Origin of the sequence: Escherichia sp. KTE52 (assembly GCF_000408325.1) — a bacterium.
Lineage (GTDB): Bacteria > Pseudomonadota > Gammaproteobacteria > Enterobacterales > Enterobacteriaceae > Escherichia > Escherichia marmotae.
In genome coordinates this window covers 1,954,932-1,974,086 of sequence record NZ_KE138680.1, presented here as the reverse complement: position 1 = coordinate 1,974,086, position 19,155 = coordinate 1,954,932, and the positions used below count along the sequence as shown (strand labels likewise).

The following is a 19,155-nucleotide window of genomic DNA, read 5'->3' as shown; positions in this document are numbered from 1 at the left end:
AGATATGGATAACCTATGACACGGAAAAATATTCCTCTGGCACTTGCCGTGCTGACGCTCTCAGCCTCGGCACTGGCCGTTGATGTCGACGTTAAATTCAGGGCCGATATTATACAGCCGACCTGTGATATCAAACTGGAAGGAACCGGTACGTCTAAAACCGGCACTGACGCCTATAAGCTGGTCATTCCTGATATCAGGCTGGACCAGTTACGCGCGAAAAGTGCCGAAACGGTAGGTGAATTTACCTTAAAAACGGAAAACTGTACGGGTAGCCCGAGCAAAATCATTTCTACCATCACGGCAGAGAAAAAAACCGGTGTCGCGGGGATGAACCTGGCGATCCCTCTCGCTGGTGGGCCAGGGTTAACGGGCAGTATCGGTGTCGGTTTCCGTCGGGCCAGTACGTCAACTGACACATTTTTTAAAGTTCAGAACGATGAAAACATCACGTGGACAACTGCTGAAATCAGCGGCGGATTAAAACTGGCTGCCGTAATGCGAGAAACCCAGGCTGATAAGGGCACAATCGGTGATTTCAGCGCCAAAGTCACGTTTAACTTCACCTATGAATAACGGGGTAGCACAATGAAAAAAACAACTTTAGCCTGCTACGTCGTCAGCACCATGGCATGCTTCAGCATTGGGATGAATACCGCCAATGCCACCACGGATTCCCTGGATCTTACCGTCGTGACAAAAGTCACCGCAGGAACCTGTAGCGCCGAAGTACAGGAAAACTCAAAGACAGTTACCGACATTGATTTTCAGGATGTTTTCATCCCGGAAGTGATCAGCGGAAACAAAGCAAAATCATTCAATCTGATACTCAGCAACTGCGCAGCCACATCCAGCGCAGAGTTCACATTGAAACCGGCCAGTGGTTCAACCTGTGATAGCGCAGGCGCGGGAGAAGCATTTGCCAACGCCTCCGTTGCAACCCCGAAAGCAGCAGCGGTCGCCGTTGAGGTCTGGGGGTCAGCAACCCCTAAAAGCGGTACACAACTGAAGTGTAAATCCGCCAACGCGTTCCCGGTCACCATGGTCGGTGGTGGCGCGACCGTGCCGCTCAGCGCACGCCTGATCCGCGATAGCGGTAAGGCTGACGCGGACGTCACTGCCGGTGAGTTTTCCAGCCAGGCAGTATTTGATATTACCTATAAGTGATTTACAGCGCAGCCTGTGTAAAAGGGACGTTATGAAAAAGCACGGTTTATCTACCACTCTTATCATTGTTGCTGCGCTATTTAGCGCCAGTACATTGGCTGATGTGAGTGTCGACTTTAACGCAAAAGTGCTGAGCACCACCTGCACGGTATCCGTTAGCAACAACGGGACGGTCGATTTAGGTACGGTGAGCCTGGGTTATTTCGCCAGCGGCATTACGGCGGAGCAATATTTTTCTGGGGGTCAGGAATTCTTTATCAATTTGTATAACTGTACCGGGAGTGCCCCAACAGGGACCACAAATTTGCATCTGGATTTCAAACCTAAAAACGGCGCTTTTGCAGCAGGCTCGCAACAAGTTTTTCCGAATGAGGAAAGTAATGGTGCCAAAAATGTTGGCGTGGTGATTTTCTCAACGCACGATCGCAGCAATATGTTTAACGTCTGGTCTCCTGCAGGTATTTCACGGTCGACATACACGGTGAATGCACAGGGTCTGAATAATTCGACCTGGGCTTTTTATACCCGAATGCAAAAAATTGATAATATTGCCTCTGTCACTGCCGGAAAAGTGGCAACCAGTGTACTGGTTGATACCTGGTACGATTAATTCAATGGAATGAAAGATAAAGAGCGGATTCAGATGATTATTAACAGACTGAGTAAAGCAGTAATTAGCCTGGTATTATTAATCAGCACTGGTGCTGTATTTTCAACATGGGCGGGAACACGTATTAGCTACGGCGAACCAAATGATGATGGTAATGTTATAATCAATATTTTTCCGAATGGAACACAACCCGCTTCTGCCGGAGGGCAGCCTGCACCAGGATTGATTACGCCGTTAGGCGTATACATGATATCGAACTCCACATCCAATATGATTTACTGTTATTTTGGCGACGCGTCCAGCGGAGATCAATCCAATTCGGAGATTTACCATAACCTGATTAACTCAGGCAAACAGTATGATGGCAAACCCTTATTTAAGACAACGATACAAGGCGTCTATGTGTCGGTCGAAATCCTTAATTTCAGTAGCCCTGGCATTACATTTGGCATAGGAGCGGAACACAGCCTCCTTGCTGATGGAACCCATAGAGATGAATTCTCGGGCCATGTTGTCGACCCATCACAATGTACAGGCTATCAACAACTCACTTTCCAGGTGAGAACCACCTATTACCTCGGCAGCGACTATCAGCCCGCTATATACACTGGTGGCGGCGCTTCTGGCGACTACGATTCATTTAAGGCGGAGATTGACAGTAACAGTACCCTTGATACCCGTGGTTTCGCTTCAACAAATTCCCCCGGTTTTAGCATCAGAAGCAGTACCCAGGGACAAGGGTATTATTTAGTGGTTGAGTTTAGAAACCCTGGTCTGATGATTACGTCTCCAACCTGTTATGCCGATGCCGTTGCAGGTACAAATGTTAAAGGCAACACCGTCGATTTTGGCAATGTTTTAACCACGGATATTAGTAACGGAACCAGTAATTCCAAACGCCAGTTCCAGATAGCATTAAAAGACTGTGTGGGGATTGGAAGCATAATAACGAAACTGTCCACCACAAAAACCGGGAACAGCGTCAGGCTATTGGGCAACCAACAGACAAACAATGCAGCCGGAGGAATTGGGGTGAAAATTACCGGCCTGAACGATGCCGCGACCGGTAAAGCGGAACAGCTTTATCCTAATAATCCATATTCCGTTTATACAGAATATGAGTCGGCGACTAACCCCGACGGTTGGATTGACGTTAATGCCATTGATGTGACGCACCCTGGGGTCGAACATATCCTGGATTTCGAAGCGCAACTGGTTCCCGATTTCGTGCAGGATCAACCCACCCCGGTGATCACCGCAGGCGCATTTGAAGCCACGGGCACATTCTCCATGACTTATCCCTGATATTACTGACTGCCAGGCGCGCACTGCGCCTGGCAGTAAGCGGTTTGTGCCACAAAACTACACTGATAAATTAAAAAATCATAACTCTATATCATTTCTATTATATTAATAAATGATGTTAGCTACGCAAAAGGGAACCAGCATTATGCTGATTAAATCTTACTATCACTAAATATCAAATACTCATGCAATGAGTGTTTGCAATGGAGTGCGTATGAAAACTACTCTACAATTTGTTATTTTTACCATTCTTCTATTTGTTAATTGTGTCTGTAACGCAACCGTCGATTTTATTGTTGGTGCGGGGCCTGATGGTGTACCGCCGGAAAGAAATGGCCGCGCAAATTTCCAGTATTCCGGGAGCAGTAATAACCTGGTATTTTACCGCCCAACTCAACTCGGCCCGACAGGGGTACAATTACGCTGGCCTAATCAGGATACCCATGACAGTGGCAGTGTATATTGTACAGCACATTCCAGTGCTACTGGCGGCCCTATCACTGTCAGAAATAAAATGGTTGATTCAGGGCTCGTTTACGGGGGACATAAATTATTCAAAACATCCGTTACAGGACTGTATTATACATTAAAAATATCAACTATATGGACAGCTTATAATACAACCGCTGACGTTCCGGATATATTTATCGGGGATGCACCAACACAAACTTTCCACTTTAGATTCCATGATGCCGATCTGCAACGAGCCTGTGAGCGACTGGATGGCCGTTTTACTCCAAAATTTTTTAGAATAGGTGGCGTTGTTCAAGACTTTACTGTTGAATTTTATTCAGATACGACATTCGCCCCTACAGCAGGCCAAAAAATAACATTACTCAGCAGCAGCGATTACCTTTACAGTTTTAAGGCCGAGAATGCGGGGGGAACGGTTCAAGGGTACAGTGGGAGTATCTATTTTAACTTCAATTTAGCGAATGTGACCTTATCACTTCCGACCTGTTTTTCCTCAGTGATTACAGGAAAAACAGTCAATGGAACGACTGTTGAACTTGGCAGCTATACAACCGGTCAGATCAAAAATGGTGCAACTCCAGTACCTTTTCAAATATCCCTACAAAACTGTATTCGTGTGCAAAATATTGAAACCAAAATGTCCTCTGGAAACATTGGGGTGCAAAACAAAAAATTAATCACTAATACGTTGACTGGTTCCAATGCCGCAGAAGGCGTCGGTGTTCTGATCGAAGGGTTAAAAAACCGTGTGAGTGAAAAAATGGTTCTCGAACCTAACGTGGGAACCTCTGTGTATAAAGCATATGAAGATGAAATTGATACTTCAGGTGGCATCTACCCAGGCAAAGGCCAGGGAACAACGCAGGTGCTTGAGTTTCAGGCAACATTGCAACAAGACGGAAACGAAGCTATCAAGGGAGGCGCTTTCGAGGCCACCAGCAGATTCCAGATAACTTATCCTTGATAGACAGGCCAGATTGCTGGAAAAGCGTTCGTTGTTACATGCCGGATGTGACGTGAACGCTTTATCCAGCCTATAAAATTGTGAAAAAATTCAATAAATTGTGATGCGCCATGTAAGCCTGATAAGCGTAGCGCATCAGGCAATTTTGCGTTCGTCATCAGTCTCAGCTCATATCATCAGTTAACTGATGATATGAGCGTACCGAAATGATTGCCCCACCCGATATGGCTGCTAGAATGCCAATAATTGCACTTTAGCCATCAGGATACGTTATGAAACCGACGACTATTTCGCAGCTTCAAAAATACAAGCAGGAAAAAAAACGCTTCGCGACCATTACCGCTTACGACTACAGCTTCGCCAAATTGTTTGCTGACGAAGGCCTTAACGTGATGCTGGTAGGTGACTCGCTAGGTATGACCGTTCAGGGACATGATTCCACCCTTCCCGTAACAGTTGAAGATATCGCCTATCACACCGCCGCCGTGCGTCGCGGTGCGCCAAACTGCCTGCTTTTGGCCGATCTCCCCTTTATGGCTTATGCCACGCCGGAACAGGCATTTGAAAACGCTGCCAGGGTAATGCGTGCCGGAGCCAATATGGTCAAAATTGAAGGCGGTGCATGGCTGGTAGAAACGGTACAAATGCTGACAGAACGTGCCGTGCCGGTATGTGGTCACTTAGGCTTAACGCCACAGTCCGTGAATATTTTTGGTGGCTACAAAGTGCAGGGGCGTGGTGATGAGGCTGGCGACCAATTACTCAGCGATGCGTTAGCACTAGAAGCCGCAGGTGCGCAATTGCTGGTACTGGAGTGTGTACCCGTTGAGCTGGCAAAACGCATTACCGAGGCACTGGCGATCCCCGTCATTGGCATTGGTGCGGGTAACGTCACTGACGGACAGATCCTCGTGATGCACGACGCATTCGGCATTACCGGTGGTCACATTCCTAAATTCGCCAAAAATTTCCTCGCTGAAACGGGCGACATCCGTGCTGCGGTGCGGCAGTATATGGCTGAAGTGGAGTCCGGCGTCTATCCGGGCGAAGAACACAGTTTCCATTAAGGAGTGACGTTGTGTTAATTATCGAAACCCTGCCGCTGCTGCGTCAGCAAATTCGCCGCCTGCGTATGGAAGGCAAGCGCGTGGCACTGGTGCCCACTATGGGTAACCTGCATGATGGCCATATGAAACTGGTCGACGAAGCCAAAGCCCGCGCCGATGTGGTGGTGGTTAGCATTTTCGTTAACCCAATGCAGTTCGACCGCCCGGAAGATCTGGCGCGCTACCCGCGCACCTTGCAGGAAGATTGCGAGAAGTTAAACAAGCGTAAAGTGGATTTGGTCTTTGCGCCATCGGTAAAAGAGATCTACCCGAACGGTACAGAAACCCACACCTATGTTGATGTTCCCGGCCTTTCCACTATGCTGGAAGGCGCCAGCCGCCCGGGACATTTCCGTGGCGTGTCGACCATCGTCAGCAAGCTGTTCAACCTGGTCCAGCCAGACATCGCCTGCTTCGGAGAAAAGGATTTTCAGCAACTGGCGCTGATCCGCAAAATGGTCGCTGATATGGGCTTTGATATTGAGATTGTCGGCGTGCCGATTATGCGCGCGAAAGACGGCCTTGCGCTCAGCTCCCGTAACGGTTATCTGACGGCAGAACAACGCAAAATTGCACCAGGTCTGTACAAAGTTTTAAGTTCGATTGCTGACAAATTGCAGGCTGGAGAGCGGGATCTCGATGAAATTATCGCCATTGCTGGGCAAGAGTTGAATGAAAAAGGCTTCCGCGCCGATGATATTCAGATTCGCGATGCCGACACGTTGCTGGAAGTCACTGAAAAAAGCAAACGGGCAGTGATTCTGATTGCCGCCTGGCTTGGCGATGCTCGCCTGATCGACAATAAAATGGTCGAACTGGCGTAATACTTAACTGGCGCTACGGCTGATAGCGCCAATTATTAATTGCCACGTAATCTGTCATAACACAGGTAACTTAGTTAAGGTTAATTAGCTTATCAATCTCTGTAAGTGGTAAATTTGCCAACTCTGCAACATCCTCACGAAGCATTCCTTTACTCAGAAGACGCTGGGCGAATTCCTGTCTTACTTCCTGTCTTACCTTCTGGAGTCCCTCTTTATATCCCTTCTGAAATCCCTTCTGAAATCCCTTCTGAAATCCCTTCTGAAATCCCTTCTCTTCAAACCACTGCGCCAACGTCTGCCTGGTTTCTCTCCGTGTCTTTATGTCCATAGGTTCCCTTAATTATCTGGTCAGTTAATAATAATCATTATCTGGCTATAACTGATAATGCCGGCAACTTAGTTAATTAGCTTATCAAGCTCAGCAAGAGATAAATTCGTCATCTCTGCAACGTCTTCCCGAGACATCCCTTTACTCAGAAAACGCTGGGCGAATTCTTGCCTTTCCTCCTGTCTTCCCTGCTGAATCCCCTTCTCAATTCCCTTCTCAATTCCCCTCTCAATCCCCCTCTCAATACCCTTCTCAATACCCTTCTCTTCAAACCACTGCGCCAGCGTCATCATAGACTCCCCTCCCGTTTCCCTGTCTCTCACCACACCGTAAAACAAATCCGCTTGTTCAGTATGACCGCGTTGCAGCATATAGTTTTGCATGGCAACTAACTGACTTCCGCTAGTGTACCCTTCGTCAATCAGCGTGACCAGTTGCTCCAGCAATAACATTAAGTCGCGCTGGCGAATATGTTTTTGCAGCAGTTCGAGAATCGCAATCCGCCGATGTTTCATGATTTCATCATCTGGCATGATGGTGATATCCACCAGCGGGAAAGGGTTGTTATAGACACGTCGCGCCAGCTCCGGTGAGTAAAACATATCAAACCAGCACATCGAGAGTGGGTAAGGCGTGGCCTCGCCCTGATAAAACAGAATCGGCACCACCAGCGGCAGCTTATCGTGGTCCGCTTCCAGATGTCGGTGCATGGCGGCAATAGAGTAGCGCATCATGCGAAAGGCCATTTTTTTGTCCGGTTTGCTTTGATGTTCAATCACAACATGCAGATAGCCGGGATTACCCAGCATTTGCACAGAATAGAGTACGTCAGTGCTATGCCCTTTCAGGCTTTCTTCGATAAAACTCCCCGACTCAAGATGCAGCGTGTCGAGATCACACAGCTCGCGTAATTCCGCTGGCAAATGTATCTCCAGGAAATCGCGGGCCGTTTCCGCATGCATTAAAAATTGTTTAAAAACCGCGTCATGCGGAGTGGTACTTGGTGCGTCCATCTTCCCTGTCTTCCATGTTGGCTTGCGTGAAGGCAGTATCCAGTCAATGTATACCGTCGTCAGCCGTCTCTTTATTGTTTACCGAGCAGCGTTCAGAGAAATTTCAATCGGTTACAGGAGTTGCATAGCGGGCTTCGGCGCGGCACGCAAACTCCCGCTGTAAATGGCCTCAGATGAGTAGACACTAAACAAAAATCGGGCAATACTGCGTGAGAATTTTCTCAAGGCAGGCATCGCCTGCTTCGTTAACGACAGGGTAGAAAGGTAGAAGTTATGATTCGCACGATGCTGCAGGGCAAACTCCACCGCGTGAAAGTGACTCATGCGGACCTGCACTATGAAGGTTCTTGCGCCATTGACCAGGATTTTCTTGACGCAGCAGGTATTCTCGAAAACGAAGCCATCGATATCTGGAATGTCACCAACGGCAAGCGTTTCTCCACCTACGCTATCGCGGCAGAACGCGGTTCGAGAATTATTTCTGTCAACGGTGCGGCGGCCCACTGCGCCAGCGTCGGTGATATTGTGATCATCGCCAGCTTCGTCACCATGCCGGATGAAGAAGCCCGTACCTGGCGGCCAAACGTCGCCTACTTTGAAGGCGACAACGAAATGAAACGTACCGCAAAAGCCATTCCGGTACAGGTTGCCTGAGTATTACCCCTGCGGCTGGTTACTCACCAGCCGCGACATTGTCTCCAGCGAATCCGTTCTTAAGATATAAAGCCGTTTTAACAACAATGGATTATCCCCCGGTTTAACTTTACCTTTCATGGTGGTCACCGCCAGATGAAACCCGGCTTCATTTGCCGCTTTAACCGCTTTATCATTAAATCCGCCAAACGGGTAAGAAAGATACAATACATGCGGATTAAATTGCGTCAGCGCCCGGCGTGAGCGTTCGAAATCAAACAGAATATTGTGCTCACTACGGCTGAGTAATATTGGTCGTCGATAACCATCAACCCGATGTAAAAAATGGGTATGTGACTGGAAATCAAAAACATCGCTGACATCACGTAGTTCAGAAATACTCATAAACTGTAATGACTGCGGATTCCATTTTTGTGGGTGACGTTTAATACGCGAGGTAATAATAAATGCCGTCGCCTTCATACCATATTGTTTCAGAACAGGATACGCATAGCGACTTACCGATTTTAAGCCATCATCAAAAGTCAGCACAACCGCGCGAGCTGGAAGATTTATCGAATTATGCAAATATCCTTCCAGTTGATACAAGGTTAACGTGGTATATCCCCTGTCGCGCAACCAGGTCATCTGGTTATTGAATGCACGTACCGACGTTGTGGTCGAAGTATGGCGAAAACGGGTATTCTCTTCATCGCGTAAAATATGATGGTAGGTCAATACAGGAATACCATTATCCTGCTGCGCATCTAACGCACTGATATAGGCCAGACGTTCGCCAATACGAATTTGATACCAGGTTTGATTCAGGCGATCTTTCAATTTATTAATAATGGGATAACGCAAATTATCGGCCAGCACGCCAAATGGTGCGCTGCCAGCATCAGGCGCGTTATATATCGGTGTATCTTTCCAGGTAATAAGATTTTGGTTGCTCAGTGGCTTATGCAAATCCCCCAGGCCATCTTCAACTTTTTGCCGCCCTTGTACCGGTTCCAGATGACCTTTATCAATATATCCCGTACCAAAACCAAAGTTGAATTCATAATAATCGGCTGCGGTTGGCATGACCGAAATAATCTGCCCGGCGCGAATGTTACCAACAGTTACCGTTTTGTCGCCAATTTTACCCCAGATAGCCGCATCCTGAGTGGTTTGCATATAACGCATGGGAAGCGCTGCGCCGGCACCAGATGAAACCAGCAGCAGTAGAAAAATAAACTTTTTAATCATGAGGAAACAACCAGGCGAGAAACAACGCCGTTAGTGTAGCAAAATCGGAATGCGATTTAATACTCGAACCAATTGTGCTTGAGCACAAAGGGGGGATTTTTTTGTTGCTGATGCCAGAGACTACTGACTTCAGGAGCCCCCAGTTCGACAATGCGATTGCGGAACTCTGCACTCGACATTGTTTCACGACAAGCAATCATCTGTTCAATTAACGGTAGCGTGATACCAGAAATCACTTCGCAACAGGAATGTTTGTGGCTTAATAAAGACGCAACGCGATAAGGCGCTGCGCCCGCGATATCCGTGAAAAAGATCACGCCATCGCCGGAATCCGTCCCATGCAGGGCATCACATAACATTCGGCTAAGCATATTGGCACTAAGACCACGCCAAAAATTCACTGCCCGGCACTGGATAAGTGCGCCATATTTTTTTTCCAGCGCATCCAGTATCTCTTGCGCCCGATCGTCGTGACAGGTAATGACCCAACCTAACATCGCTTTCCTCCTTAGCCGAAAATCAGTCTACCCTGACCATTGTTGATAAAGGGTGATAACCGTCAAAACTCCCCTCCCCCGCATCCGGAGGAGAGGAGATCAACTTAGCTACGCAAGCCGCGTCCGCGCTGAATCAGCGACCAGCAGATCAGATAAAACGCAATAATAAAGACAACCAGTACACCAAAGGTAGTGACCAGCGGCACATCATTAATGCCGAGGAAGCCGTAGCGGAAACCACTGATCATATAGACTATCGGGTTCAGGTGCGACAGCCCCTGCCAGAACGGCGGCAGTAAAGTCAGGGAGTAAAATACCCCGCCCAAATAAGTGAGTGGCGTTAACACAAAGGTCGGCACCAGGCTGATGTCATCAAACGTTTTGGCAAACACACCGTTCAGCAGTCCGGCAAGAGAGAACAACACCGCCGTGAGCACCAGCGTTAAAGCAACAAATACCCACGAATGCACCTGAAACGGCACAAAGAATAGCGAAATAGCCGTCACCAGCATGCCAACAAGCAGTCCGCGCGCCACGCCACCGCCGACATATCCGGCAATGATGATGTGTGTTGGCACCGGCGCTACCAGCAATTCTTCAATATTACGCTGGAACTTGGCACCAAAAAATGATGATGCAACGTTAGCGTAGGCATTGGTGATCACCGACATCATGATCAGCCCCGGCACGATAAACTGCATATAACTAAAGCCATGCATATCGCCAATGCGCGAACCAATCAGGTTACCAAAGATAATAAAATAAAGGGTCATGGTGATGACCGGCGGCACCAGCGTTTGTATCCAGATACGCATAAAGCGATGGATCTCTTTCGCCCAGATGCTTTTTAGCGCCACCCAGTAAAGATGCATCATGCGCGATCTCCTTGTTTTTCATTAACCAGTGAAACAAACAGCTCTTCCAGACGGTTGGCTTTGTTACGCATACTTAATACCTGCACGCCCTGCTCACTTAGCTGCGTGAATACGCTGTTAATCCCCTGCTCGCGCAACACTTCAACTTCAAGCGTAGCGGTATCCACCAGCCGATACTGGTAGCCATCGAGCTTCGGTAATGGACTTTTCGGCGCAAGATCGAGAATAAAGGTTTCCGATTTCAGCTTCGCCAATAGCGCCTTCATCGAAGTGTTCTCCACCAGTTCACCATGCTGAATAATGCCGATATTGCGACACAGCATTTCTGCTTCTTCCAGGTAGTGCGTGGTGAGAATGATCGTGGTGCCTTTGTCGTTTAAATCCTTCAAAAATCCCCACATTGAGCGGCGAAGTTCGATATCCACGCCTGCCGTTGGTTCATCCAGAATCAGCAGTTTAGGTTCATGCATTAACGCACGGGCGATCATTAAACGGCGTTTCATCCCACCAGATAACATACGCGCACGTTCGTTGCGTTTTCCCCACAAATCAAGCTGCTTAAGATACTTTTCGCTGCGGATATACGCTTCTTTGCGCTCTACACCGTAGTACCCCGCCTGATTCACCACAATTTGCTGCACGGTTTCAAACGGGTTGAAGTTAAATTCCTGCGGCACCAGTCCTAACTGGCGTTTGGCGTTCACGACATCTTTTTCAAGATCGTAGCCAAATACGCTGACCCGCCCGGAGGTTTTATTCACCAGCGAGCTAATAATACCGATGGTGGTCGATTTCCCGGCTCCGTTCGGCCCCAGAAGCGCATAAAAATCGCCGGCTTCGACCTGTAAATCTATTCCACGAAGCGCCTGAACGCCGCCTGGATAGGTTTTTTTAAGCTGTTGAAGTTCCAGTGCAATGGTCATAAATTTTTACTTACCTTACGTTCTTACACTTTATCTGTGGTTTAAATCGTCCCGGAGTTGCCCTATATTAGCCAAACGTAATTATTTGGTTACAGGTCGTTAACCTCCATGAAAGACATAGATACACTCATCAGCAATAATGCACTATGGTCAAAAATGCTGGTGGAAGAGGATCCCGGGTTTTTTGAGAAACTGGCACAAGCGCAAAAACCGCGCTTTCTATGGATTGGATGTTCCGACAGTCGCGTTCCTGCAGAACGTTTAACCGGTCTTGAGCCGGGCGAACTCTTTGTTCACCGTAATGTTGCCAACCTGGTCATTCACACCGATCTCAACTGCCTCTCCGTGGTGCAGTATGCAGTGGATGTTCTCGAAGTTGAACACATTATTATCTGTGGCCACTATGGTTGCGGTGGTGTGCAAGCCGCGGTTGAAAACCCGGAACTGGGGCTGATCAACAACTGGCTGCTGCACATCCGCGATATCTGGTTCAAACATAGCTCATTGCTTGGCGAAATGCCGCCAGAGCGCCGTCTGGATACCCTGTGCGAACTGAACGTAATGGAACAGGTATATAACCTGGGCCACTCCACCATTATGCAGTCAGCATGGAAACGCGGGCAGAAAGTGACCATCCACGGCTGGGCTTACGGCATTCACGACGGCTTGCTGCGCGATCTGGATGTTACAGCCACCAACCGCGAAACCCTGGAGCAACGTTATCGCCACGGGATTTCCAACCTCAAGCTAAAGCACATCAACCACAAATAAATTCGCCATGCCGGATGCAACACATCCGGCACATCCGCACTTACTCGTCCAGCAGCACCACTTTGCCGATATACGGCAGATGACGGTAACGCTGTGCGTAATCGATGCCGTAGCCAACCACAAACTCATCCGGAATAGAGAAACCGATAAATTCTACCGGTACGTTCACTTCACGGCGAGACGGTTTATCCAGCAGCGTACAAATCGCCAACGATTTCGGTTCGCGCAGGCTTAAGATTTCACGCACTTTCGACAGTGTATTACCCGAGTCGATGATATCTTCAACAATCAGCACATCCTTGCCGCGGATATCTTCATCCAGATCTTTGAGGATTTTCACATCACGGGTGGTGGACATGCCGCTACCGTAGCTGGAGGCGGTCATAAAATCGACTTCATGAGATACCTGAACTTCACGGCACAGGTCCGCCATAAACATAAATGAGCCACGCAGCAGGCCTACCAGCACCATATCGCTGCCGCTGTCTTTGTAACGCTCAGTAATCTGACGACCCAGTTCAGCGATACGCGCTTTAATCTCCGCTTCGGGGATCATTACTTCTACAGTATGTTTCATATCTCTAACCATATGATTTAAAAACAAATCACTTCGCACGGGCGGGTTTCAGCGCCGCAACAAAGCGCAAGACACGCAGTATACCAGCAAAACTATTCATTGGCGGAATCTGTTAATAAAGCTCAAATTGTGATGACGATCACACATGTTAAAACCTATAATTAATTGCTACTAAAATATTAATTAATTGAAATGGTGTTTCTTTATGGCAATTAACAATACCGGCTCGCGACGCTTACTCGTGTCGCTAACCGCCCTTTTTGCAGCACTCTGCGGGCTATATCTTCTCATTGGTGGAGGCTGGTTGGTCGCGATTGGCGGCTCCTGGTACTACCCCATCGCTGGTCTGGTGATGCTTGGCGTCGCCTGGATGTTGTGGCGCAGTAAACGCGCAGCACTTTGGCTGTACGCCGCTCTGCTGCTCGGCACCATGATTTGGGGCGTCTGGGAGGTCGGTTTCGATTTCTGGGCACTCACTCCGCGCAGCGATATCCTGGTCTTCTTCGGTATCTGGCTGATCCTGCCGTTTGTCTGGCATCGCCTGGTCATTCCTGCCAGCGGCGCAGTTGCCGCACTGGTGGTCGCACTGTTGATTAGCGGTGGTATCCTCACCTGGGCCGGATTTCACGATCCGCAGGAAATCAACGGCACCTTAAGCGCTGATGCCACACCTGCCGAAGCTATCTCCCCCGTTGCCGATCAGGACTGGCCTGCCTATGGCCGCAATCAGGAAGGTCAACGCTATTCACCACTAAAGCAGATTAACGCCGATAACGTCCACAAGCTGAAAGAAGCCTGGGTGTTCCGCACAGGCGATGTGAAACAGCCGAACGATCCGGGCGAAATCACCAATGAAGTGACGCCGATAAAAGTAGGCGACACGCTTTACCTGTGTACCGCTCACCAGCGTCTGTTTGCGCTCGATGCCGCCAGCGGCAAAGAGAAATGGCATTACGATCCTGAGCTGAAAACCAACGAGTCTTTCCAGCATGTAACCTGCCGTGGCGTCTCTTACCATGAAGCCAAAGCAGAAACTGCTTCGCCGGAAGTGATGGCGGATTGCCCGCGTCGTATCATTCTTCCTGTGAATGATGGTCGCCTGATTGCAATTAACGCTGAAAACGGCAAGCTGTGCGAAACCTTCGCCAATAAAGGCGTGCTCAACCTGCAAAGCAACATGCCGGATACCAAACCGGGTCTGTATGAACCGACGTCGCCGCCGATTATCACCGATAAAACCATCGTGATGGCCGGTTCAGTCACCGATAACTTCTCAACCCGCGAAACGTCTGGCGTAATCCGTGGTTTTGATGTCAACACCGGTGAACTGCTGTGGGCTTTTGATCCGGGCGCGAAAGATCCGAACGCCATCCCATCAGACGAACACACCTTTACCTTTAACTCGCCAAACTCGTGGGCACCTGCGGCCTATGATGCGAAGCTGGATCTGGTGTATCTGCCGATGGGCGTAACCACGCCCGATATCTGGGGCGGTAACCGCACACCGGAACAGGAACGTTATGCCAGCTCGATTCTGGCACTGAATGCCACCACCGGGAAACTGGCGTGGAGTTACCAGACCGTTCACCACGACCTGTGGGATATGGATCTTCCGGCACAACCAACGCTGGCGGATATCACCGTTAACGGTGAAAAAGTGCCGGTCATTTACGCTCCTGCAAAAACTGGCAACATTTTTGTACTCGATCGTCGTAATGGCGAACTGGTCGTTCCGGCTCCGGAAAAACCGGTTCCACAAGGCGCAGCGAAAGGCGATTACGTTACTCCTACCCAACCGTTCTCTGAACTCAGCTTCCGTCCGACGAAAGATTTGAGCGGTGCGGATATGTGGGGTGCCACCATGTTTGACCAACTGGTGTGCCGCGTGATGTTCCACCAAATGCGCTATGAAGGCATTTTCACCCCACCATCTGAACAGGGTACTCTGGTCTTCCCGGGTAACCTGGGAATGTTCGAATGGGGCGGGATTTCCGTTGATCCGAATCGTGAAGTGGCAATTGCCAACCCAATGGCGCTACCGTTTGTGTCGAAACTGATCCCGCGTGGCCCGGGTAACCCGATGGAACAGCCGAAAGATGCCAAAGGCACAGGTACGGAATCCGGCATTCAGCCGCAATATGGCGTGCCGTATGGCGTAACGCTCAACCCGTTCCTTTCGCCGTTTGGTCTGCCGTGTAAACAGCCTGCCTGGGGATACATCTCGGCGCTGGATCTGAAAACCAATGAAGTGGTATGGAAGAAACGTATTGGTACGCCGCAGGACAGTATGCCGTTCCCGATGCCCGTTCCGGTGCCGTTCAATATGGGGATGCCAATGCTCGGCGGGCCAATCTCCACTGCGGGCAACGTGTTGTTTATTGCCGCTACGGCAGATAACTACCTGCGCGCTTACAACATGAGCAACGGTGAAAAATTGTGGCAGGGCCGTTTACCAGCAGGTGGTCAGGCAACGCCGATGACCTATGAAGTGAATGGTAAGCAATATGTGGTGATCTCCGCAGGCGGTCACGGTTCATTTGGTACGAAGATGGGCGACTATATTGTGGCTTATGCGCTGCCGGATGATGTGAAGTAAGGCTTGCTCAGATTGCTGACAACGTGCGATTTGTTCATGCCGGATGCGGCGTGAACGCCTTATCCGGCCTACAAAACATTTGCAAATTCAATACATTGCGCGTAGGCCTGATAAGCGTAGCGCATCAGGCAGTTTTGCGTTTGTCATCAGTTTCATGCCCGGAGAGATCCGGGCATATTTCCGAATACGGTCTTTTTATACCGTAAACCCTAACATCATCCCCGTATCTTCATGCTCCAGCAGATGGCAGTGCGCCATATAAGCATGTTCTTTCGGTGCATCGTGATTAAACTTCACCAGCACCTCACTGACATTACCTTCCACCTTCACAGTATCTTTCCAGCCCGCGCGATGCACCGCTGGTAGTTGGCCATTTTCCGACAAGATACGGAACTGGGTGCCGTGAATATGGAACGGATGCAACATCATGTCGCCAACGCCAGAGATAACCCAACGTTCGAACTTCCCTTTCGCCGCCGCAAACATCGGCTTGTTCATATCGAAGGCCTGACCGTTGATTTTATTAGCATGGTGGAAATCGAACTTCCCGCCGTGGTTCATATGATTCATATTGCCGTGGCCCATGTGGCCCATCATCTGGCTGTGGTTCATTCCGCTCATTGCCTGATCGCCATATTTCTCCATTAACATCTGCATCCCCATCATATCGAGCATCGGATCCATAGAGAGTTGCAGTTTGCGTATCGTTAATCCGTCCAGCGAAGGTAACGCTGGCAGGCTACTCAAGGTATCCGGCAAAGCACCAGAGGCACTAATGGCAATCGGCTGAATACGCATTACCGGGTGCGGCTTGTCAAACGGTGCAATCGCCATTCCCATCTGGCTGACAGGCAGTGTCACCAGATCAAACGGTTTGTTGTCGTTAACCTCCACCAGCACTTCAAAACGCTCGCCCATCAGCACCGGAAGTTCACTCACCTTCACCGGTTCAGGCAACAGGCCACCATCGCTGGCGATCACATACAGCGGGCGATTGTCACTGGTGGCAAAATTGAGCGAGCGGGCGTTACAGCCATTGAGCAAACGCAGCCGCAACCAGCCACGCGGCGCGGCATGTTGCGGGTAAATAGCGCCGTTGGTCAGCAACGTATCGCCAAACCAGCCCACGGCGGCGGTCATCACATCGAGTTGATAATCAATCTGCCCGTCGGCGTTAAATTTTTTATCCTGAACAATCACCGGGACATCATCGATCCCCCACTGTTTTGGCAGCATTAATTTCAGGATCTCATCGTCCTCAATCACCACCAGCCCAGCCAGCCCCATCGCCACCTGACGCCCGGTTTTGCCATGTTGATGCGGGTGGAACCAGCAGGTAGCGGCAGGCTGATCGACATTCAGCGTCACTGTGCGTTTACCGCCAGGCGGAATAATTCCCTGCGGGCCGCCGTCCACTTCCCCCGGCACTTCCAGACCGTGCCAGTGCAACGTCGTCTCTTCCGCCAGTTGGTTATAGATATCAACCGTCACGGCTTTTCCACGCTGTAACTTCACCGCAGGCCCCAATAAATTGCCGTTATAGCCCCAGGTGGTCGCCGTTTTTCCAGCAAAGGTGGACTGGCCTGCGCCAATGGTCAACTGAATGCGATTACGGGCATCGGTAGCGAGCAAATCAGGGATCGGTAATGTTGGGCGTTCAGCAGCAAAAACCGCGCGGCTCCATAGTGGTAAAGCAGAAGCCACGCCTAACGCGACGGAATATTTTAAGAAATCACGACGTTGCATAGATATTTCCTTATTCTCAAGCAGGCGAAACAAAATCAAACGTTGAGCATAGTCCTTCCCCTTACGGGAAGGTCAAGCCACAGACACAACTTAATCCACAATAATGGTCGTCGCCTCGCTCGCAGTGTGCTAACGTTTATCTTCTTTAAGCCCCTGGTAGAAGCAATGAAGACGTTTTTCAGAACAGTATTATTCGGCAGCCTGATGGCTGTATGCGCAAACAGTTACGCGCTCAGCGAGTCTGAAGCCGAAGATATGGCCGATTTAACGGCAGTTTTTGTTTTTCTGAAGAACGATTGCGGTTACCAGAACTTGCCTAACGGGCAGATTCGTCGCGCACTGGTCTTTTTTGCCCAGCAAAACCAGTGGGATCTCAGCAACTACGACAACTTCGACATGAAAGCCCTCGGTGAAGATAGCTACCGCGATCTGAGCGGTATCGGCATTCCCGTCGCTAAAAAGTGTAAAGCCCTGGCCCGCGATTCCTTAAGCCTGCTTGCCTACGTAAAATAATTCCTGATACCTTTTTGTAGAAACATTGACCGTGCATCCGCGGTCAATGTTAGCTATTATGTTGCGCCCTTTTTTTACGGGTGTTAACAAAGGAGGTATCAACCCATGGCCGAAAAAAAACTGTGGCATGAAACGCTACACGACCAGTTTGGGCAGTACTTTGCTGTAGATAACGTTCTGTATCATGAAAAGACCGATCACCAGGATCTGATCATTTTTGAGAACGCCGCATTTGGTCGCGTAATGGCGCTGGATGGCGTAGTACAGACCACCGAGCGCGACGAATTTATCTATCATGAGATGATGACCCACGTTCCGCTGCTGGCTCACGGTCACGCTAAACACGTGTTAATCATTGGCGGCGGCGACGGCGCGATGTTACGTGAAGTAAGCCGACATAAAAACGTTGAGTCAATCACGATGGTGGAAATCGACGCGGGCGTAGTGTCTTTCTGCCGTCAGTATCTGCCTAACCATAACGCCGGTAGCTACGACGATCCCCGTTTTAAACTGGTGATCGACGATGGCGTCAATTTCGTGAATCAAACCAGCCAGACCTTTGATGTCATCATCTCCGACTGCACCGATCCCATCGGTCCCGGCGAAAGCCTGTTCACCTCAGCATTTTATGAAGGCTGCAAACGCTGCCTGAATCCTGGCGGTATTTTTGTCGCGCAAAACGGCGTCTGCTTTTTACAGCAGGAAGAAGCCATCGACAGCCATCGCAAACTCAGCCATTACTTCAGCGATGTTGGCTTTTATCAGGCGGCAATCCCGACCTATTACGGCGGCATCATGACCTTTGCATGGGCGACAGATAACGACGCCTTACGCCATCTCTCTACCGAAATTATTCAGGCACGTTTTCTCGCCTCTGGCCTGAAATGCCGTTATTACAACCCGGCAATCCACACGGCAGCGTTTGCCTTACCCCAGTATCTGCAAGACGCACTGGCTTCACAGGCGTCCTAAGGAGAAGATA

The 19,155-nt window shown here is 49.5% G+C and carries 20 protein-coding genes; 12 read left to right on the top strand and 8 right to left on the bottom strand.

Translation table 11 applies throughout. The annotated features are described in order from the left end of the window. The first annotated feature begins 15 nt into the window (after positions 1–15). The 7 genes from A1SC_RS02550 (at position 16) to panC (ending at position 6,450) form a co-directional block, all read left to right on the top strand. Positions 16–576 (top strand): fimbrial protein, encoded by a 561-nt coding sequence (locus tag A1SC_RS02550; protein ID WP_016262881.1) that lies wholly within the window; start codon positions 16–18, stop codon positions 574–576. A 12-nt stretch (positions 577–588) separates the two neighbouring features. Then, entirely contained in the window at positions 589–1,167 is a 579-nt protein-coding gene (locus A1SC_RS02555; RefSeq protein WP_016262880.1) for a fimbrial protein, read from the top strand. Positions 1,168–1,198: 31 nt separating this feature from the next. Next, positions 1,199–1,777, top strand: coding sequence for a fimbrial-like protein (locus tag A1SC_RS02560; RefSeq protein WP_016262879.1), 579 nt, complete (start codon positions 1,199–1,201; stop codon positions 1,775–1,777). 9 nt (positions 1,778–1,786) lie between these two features. Then, positions 1,787–3,082 carry a fimbrial protein gene (locus tag A1SC_RS02565; protein WP_024214648.1) on the top strand — a complete coding sequence of 432 codons (1,296 nt, stop codon included), beginning with the start codon at positions 1,787–1,789 and terminating at the stop codon, positions 3,080–3,082. 190 nt (positions 3,083–3,272) lie between these two features. Beyond that, on the top strand, positions 3,273–4,520 hold the full coding sequence (locus A1SC_RS02570; RefSeq protein ID WP_077767245.1) for a fimbrial-like adhesin: 1,248 nt from the start codon (positions 3,273–3,275) through the stop codon (positions 4,518–4,520). A gap of 272 nt (positions 4,521–4,792) precedes the next feature. Then, positions 4,793–5,587, top strand: a complete 795-nt coding sequence (gene panB / locus A1SC_RS02575; RefSeq protein WP_000805500.1) for a 3-methyl-2-oxobutanoate hydroxymethyltransferase — start codon at positions 4,793–4,795, stop codon at positions 5,585–5,587. 11 nt (positions 5,588–5,598) lie between these two features. After that, complete coding sequence (gene panC, locus A1SC_RS02580; RefSeq protein WP_000905373.1) at positions 5,599–6,450, top strand: pantoate--beta-alanine ligase; 852 nt, start codon at positions 5,599–5,601, stop codon at positions 6,448–6,450. 70 nt (positions 6,451–6,520) lie between these two features. Here the strand turns inward: panC and A1SC_RS02585 are convergent, their stop codons facing one another. Together A1SC_RS02585 and A1SC_RS02590 are read right to left on the bottom strand one after the other, a co-directional pair. Beyond that, entirely contained in the window at positions 6,521–6,778 is a 258-nt protein-coding gene (locus tag A1SC_RS02585; protein ID WP_016262876.1) for an RpnC/YadD family protein, read from the bottom strand. 68 nt (positions 6,779–6,846) lie between these two features. Further along, positions 6,847–7,791 carry an Rpn family recombination-promoting nuclease/putative transposase gene (locus A1SC_RS02590; RefSeq protein ID WP_016262875.1) on the bottom strand — a complete coding sequence of 315 codons (945 nt, stop codon included), beginning with the start codon at positions 7,789–7,791 and terminating at the stop codon, positions 6,847–6,849. A 273-nt stretch (positions 7,792–8,064) separates the two neighbouring features. Here A1SC_RS02590 and panD point away from each other — a divergent pair, with 273 nt between their 5' ends. Next, on the top strand, positions 8,065–8,445 hold the full coding sequence (gene panD, locus A1SC_RS02595; RefSeq protein WP_000621515.1) for an aspartate 1-decarboxylase: 381 nt from the start codon (positions 8,065–8,067) through the stop codon (positions 8,443–8,445). 3 nt (positions 8,446–8,448) lie between these two features. Here panD and A1SC_RS02600 read toward each other — a convergent pair whose 3' ends face one another. The 4 genes from A1SC_RS02600 to A1SC_RS02615 all read right to left on the bottom strand — a co-directional run bounded on the left by A1SC_RS02600 (position 8,449) and on the right by A1SC_RS02615 (position 11,970). Beyond that, complete coding sequence (locus tag A1SC_RS02600) at positions 8,449–9,675, bottom strand: polysaccharide deacetylase family protein (RefSeq protein ID WP_001517754.1); 1,227 nt, start codon at positions 9,673–9,675, stop codon at positions 8,449–8,451. Positions 9,676–9,731: 56 nt separating this feature from the next. Further along, positions 9,732–10,172 (bottom strand): PTS sugar transporter subunit IIA, encoded by a 441-nt coding sequence (locus A1SC_RS02605; protein WP_000901999.1) that lies wholly within the window; start codon positions 10,170–10,172, stop codon positions 9,732–9,734. 104 nt (positions 10,173–10,276) lie between these two features. Continuing rightward, positions 10,277–11,047, bottom strand: coding sequence for an ABC transporter permease (locus tag A1SC_RS02610; RefSeq protein WP_016262874.1), 771 nt, complete (start codon positions 11,045–11,047; stop codon positions 10,277–10,279). Beyond that, on the bottom strand, positions 11,044–11,970 hold the full coding sequence (locus tag A1SC_RS02615; protein WP_000150640.1) for an ABC transporter ATP-binding protein: 927 nt from the start codon (positions 11,968–11,970) through the stop codon (positions 11,044–11,046). Before A1SC_RS02615 ends, A1SC_RS02610 begins: the two co-directional genes overlap by 4 nt. A 108-nt stretch (positions 11,971–12,078) precedes the next feature. On the opposite strand from A1SC_RS02615, the gene can reads away from it, so the two are divergent. Then, complete coding sequence (gene can / locus A1SC_RS02620; RefSeq protein WP_000651596.1) at positions 12,079–12,741, top strand: carbonate dehydratase; 663 nt, start codon at positions 12,079–12,081, stop codon at positions 12,739–12,741. Between the two features lie 40 nt (positions 12,742–12,781). Here can and hpt read toward each other — a convergent pair whose 3' ends face one another. Continuing rightward, positions 12,782–13,318: a hypoxanthine phosphoribosyltransferase gene (gene hpt / locus A1SC_RS02625; RefSeq protein ID WP_000683336.1), complete on the bottom strand. Its 537-nt coding sequence runs from the start codon at positions 13,316–13,318 to the stop codon at positions 12,782–12,784. Between the two features lie 205 nt (positions 13,319–13,523). Between hpt and gcd the strand changes: the two genes are divergently transcribed. Continuing rightward, positions 13,524–15,914 (top strand): quinoprotein glucose dehydrogenase, encoded by a 2,391-nt coding sequence (gene gcd, locus A1SC_RS02630; protein ID WP_001517753.1) that lies wholly within the window; start codon positions 13,524–13,526, stop codon positions 15,912–15,914. Between the two features lie 195 nt (positions 15,915–16,109). Here gcd and cueO read toward each other — a convergent pair whose 3' ends face one another. Next, the gene (cueO, locus tag A1SC_RS02635) at positions 16,110–17,660 is read right to left on the bottom strand and encodes a multicopper oxidase CueO (RefSeq protein WP_016262873.1); all 1,551 of its coding nucleotides are present in this window, start codon (positions 17,658–17,660) and stop codon (positions 16,110–16,112) included. A gap of 165 nt (positions 17,661–17,825) precedes the next feature. Between cueO and A1SC_RS02640 the strand changes: the two genes are divergently transcribed. Together A1SC_RS02640 and speE are read left to right on the top strand one after the other, a co-directional pair. Next, the gene (locus tag A1SC_RS02640; RefSeq protein ID WP_000846616.1) at positions 17,826–18,173 is read left to right on the top strand and encodes a YacC family pilotin-like protein; all 348 of its coding nucleotides are present in this window, start codon (positions 17,826–17,828) and stop codon (positions 18,171–18,173) included. 105 nt (positions 18,174–18,278) lie between these two features. Continuing rightward, positions 18,279–19,145 carry a polyamine aminopropyltransferase gene (gene speE / locus A1SC_RS02645; protein WP_000818362.1) on the top strand — a complete coding sequence of 289 codons (867 nt, stop codon included), beginning with the start codon at positions 18,279–18,281 and terminating at the stop codon, positions 19,143–19,145. Positions 19,146–19,155 lie beyond the last annotated feature (10 nt).

What these genes read in the sequence shown, in the direction of transcription:
- A1SC_RS02560 (WP_016262879.1), top strand. Translation starts at nt 1,199, where the DNA reads ATGAAAAAGCACGGTTTATCTACCACTCTTATCATTGTTGCTGCGCTA.
- A1SC_RS02615 (WP_000150640.1), bottom strand. Translation starts at nt 11,970, where the DNA reads ATGACCATTGCACTGGAACTTCAACAGCTTAAAAAAACCTATCCAGGC.
- hpt (WP_000683336.1), bottom strand. Translation starts at nt 13,318, where the DNA reads ATGAAACATACTGTAGAAGTAATGATCCCCGAAGCGGAGATTAAAGCG.
- panD (WP_000621515.1), top strand. Translation starts at nt 8,065, where the DNA reads ATGATTCGCACGATGCTGCAGGGCAAACTCCACCGCGTGAAAGTGACT.
- A1SC_RS02550 (WP_016262881.1), top strand. Translation starts at nt 16, where the DNA reads ATGACACGGAAAAATATTCCTCTGGCACTTGCCGTGCTGACGCTCTCA.
- speE (WP_000818362.1), top strand. Translation starts at nt 18,279, where the DNA reads ATGGCCGAAAAAAAACTGTGGCATGAAACGCTACACGACCAGTTTGGG.
- panB (WP_000805500.1), top strand. Translation starts at nt 4,793, where the DNA reads ATGAAACCGACGACTATTTCGCAGCTTCAAAAATACAAGCAGGAAAAA.
- can (WP_000651596.1), top strand. Translation starts at nt 12,079, where the DNA reads ATGAAAGACATAGATACACTCATCAGCAATAATGCACTATGGTCAAAA.
- A1SC_RS02555 (WP_016262880.1), top strand. Translation starts at nt 589, where the DNA reads ATGAAAAAAACAACTTTAGCCTGCTACGTCGTCAGCACCATGGCATGC.
- A1SC_RS02565 (WP_024214648.1), top strand. Translation starts at nt 1,787, where the DNA reads ATGAAAGATAAAGAGCGGATTCAGATGATTATTAACAGACTGAGTAAA.
- A1SC_RS02605 (WP_000901999.1), bottom strand. Translation starts at nt 10,172, where the DNA reads ATGTTAGGTTGGGTCATTACCTGTCACGACGATCGGGCGCAAGAGATA.
- cueO (WP_016262873.1), bottom strand. Translation starts at nt 17,660, where the DNA reads ATGCAACGTCGTGATTTCTTAAAATATTCCGTCGCGTTAGGCGTGGCT.
- A1SC_RS02585 (WP_016262876.1), bottom strand. Translation starts at nt 6,778, where the DNA reads ATGGACATAAAGACACGGAGAGAAACCAGGCAGACGTTGGCGCAGTGG.
- A1SC_RS02600 (WP_001517754.1), bottom strand. Translation starts at nt 9,675, where the DNA reads ATGATTAAAAAGTTTATTTTTCTACTGCTGCTGGTTTCATCTGGTGCC.
- A1SC_RS02640 (WP_000846616.1), top strand. Translation starts at nt 17,826, where the DNA reads ATGAAGACGTTTTTCAGAACAGTATTATTCGGCAGCCTGATGGCTGTA.
- A1SC_RS02570 (WP_077767245.1), top strand. Translation starts at nt 3,273, where the DNA reads ATGAGTGTTTGCAATGGAGTGCGTATGAAAACTACTCTACAATTTGTT.
- gcd (WP_001517753.1), top strand. Translation starts at nt 13,524, where the DNA reads ATGGCAATTAACAATACCGGCTCGCGACGCTTACTCGTGTCGCTAACC.
- A1SC_RS02610 (WP_016262874.1), bottom strand. Translation starts at nt 11,047, where the DNA reads ATGATGCATCTTTACTGGGTGGCGCTAAAAAGCATCTGGGCGAAAGAG.
- A1SC_RS02590 (WP_016262875.1), bottom strand. Translation starts at nt 7,791, where the DNA reads ATGGACGCACCAAGTACCACTCCGCATGACGCGGTTTTTAAACAATTT.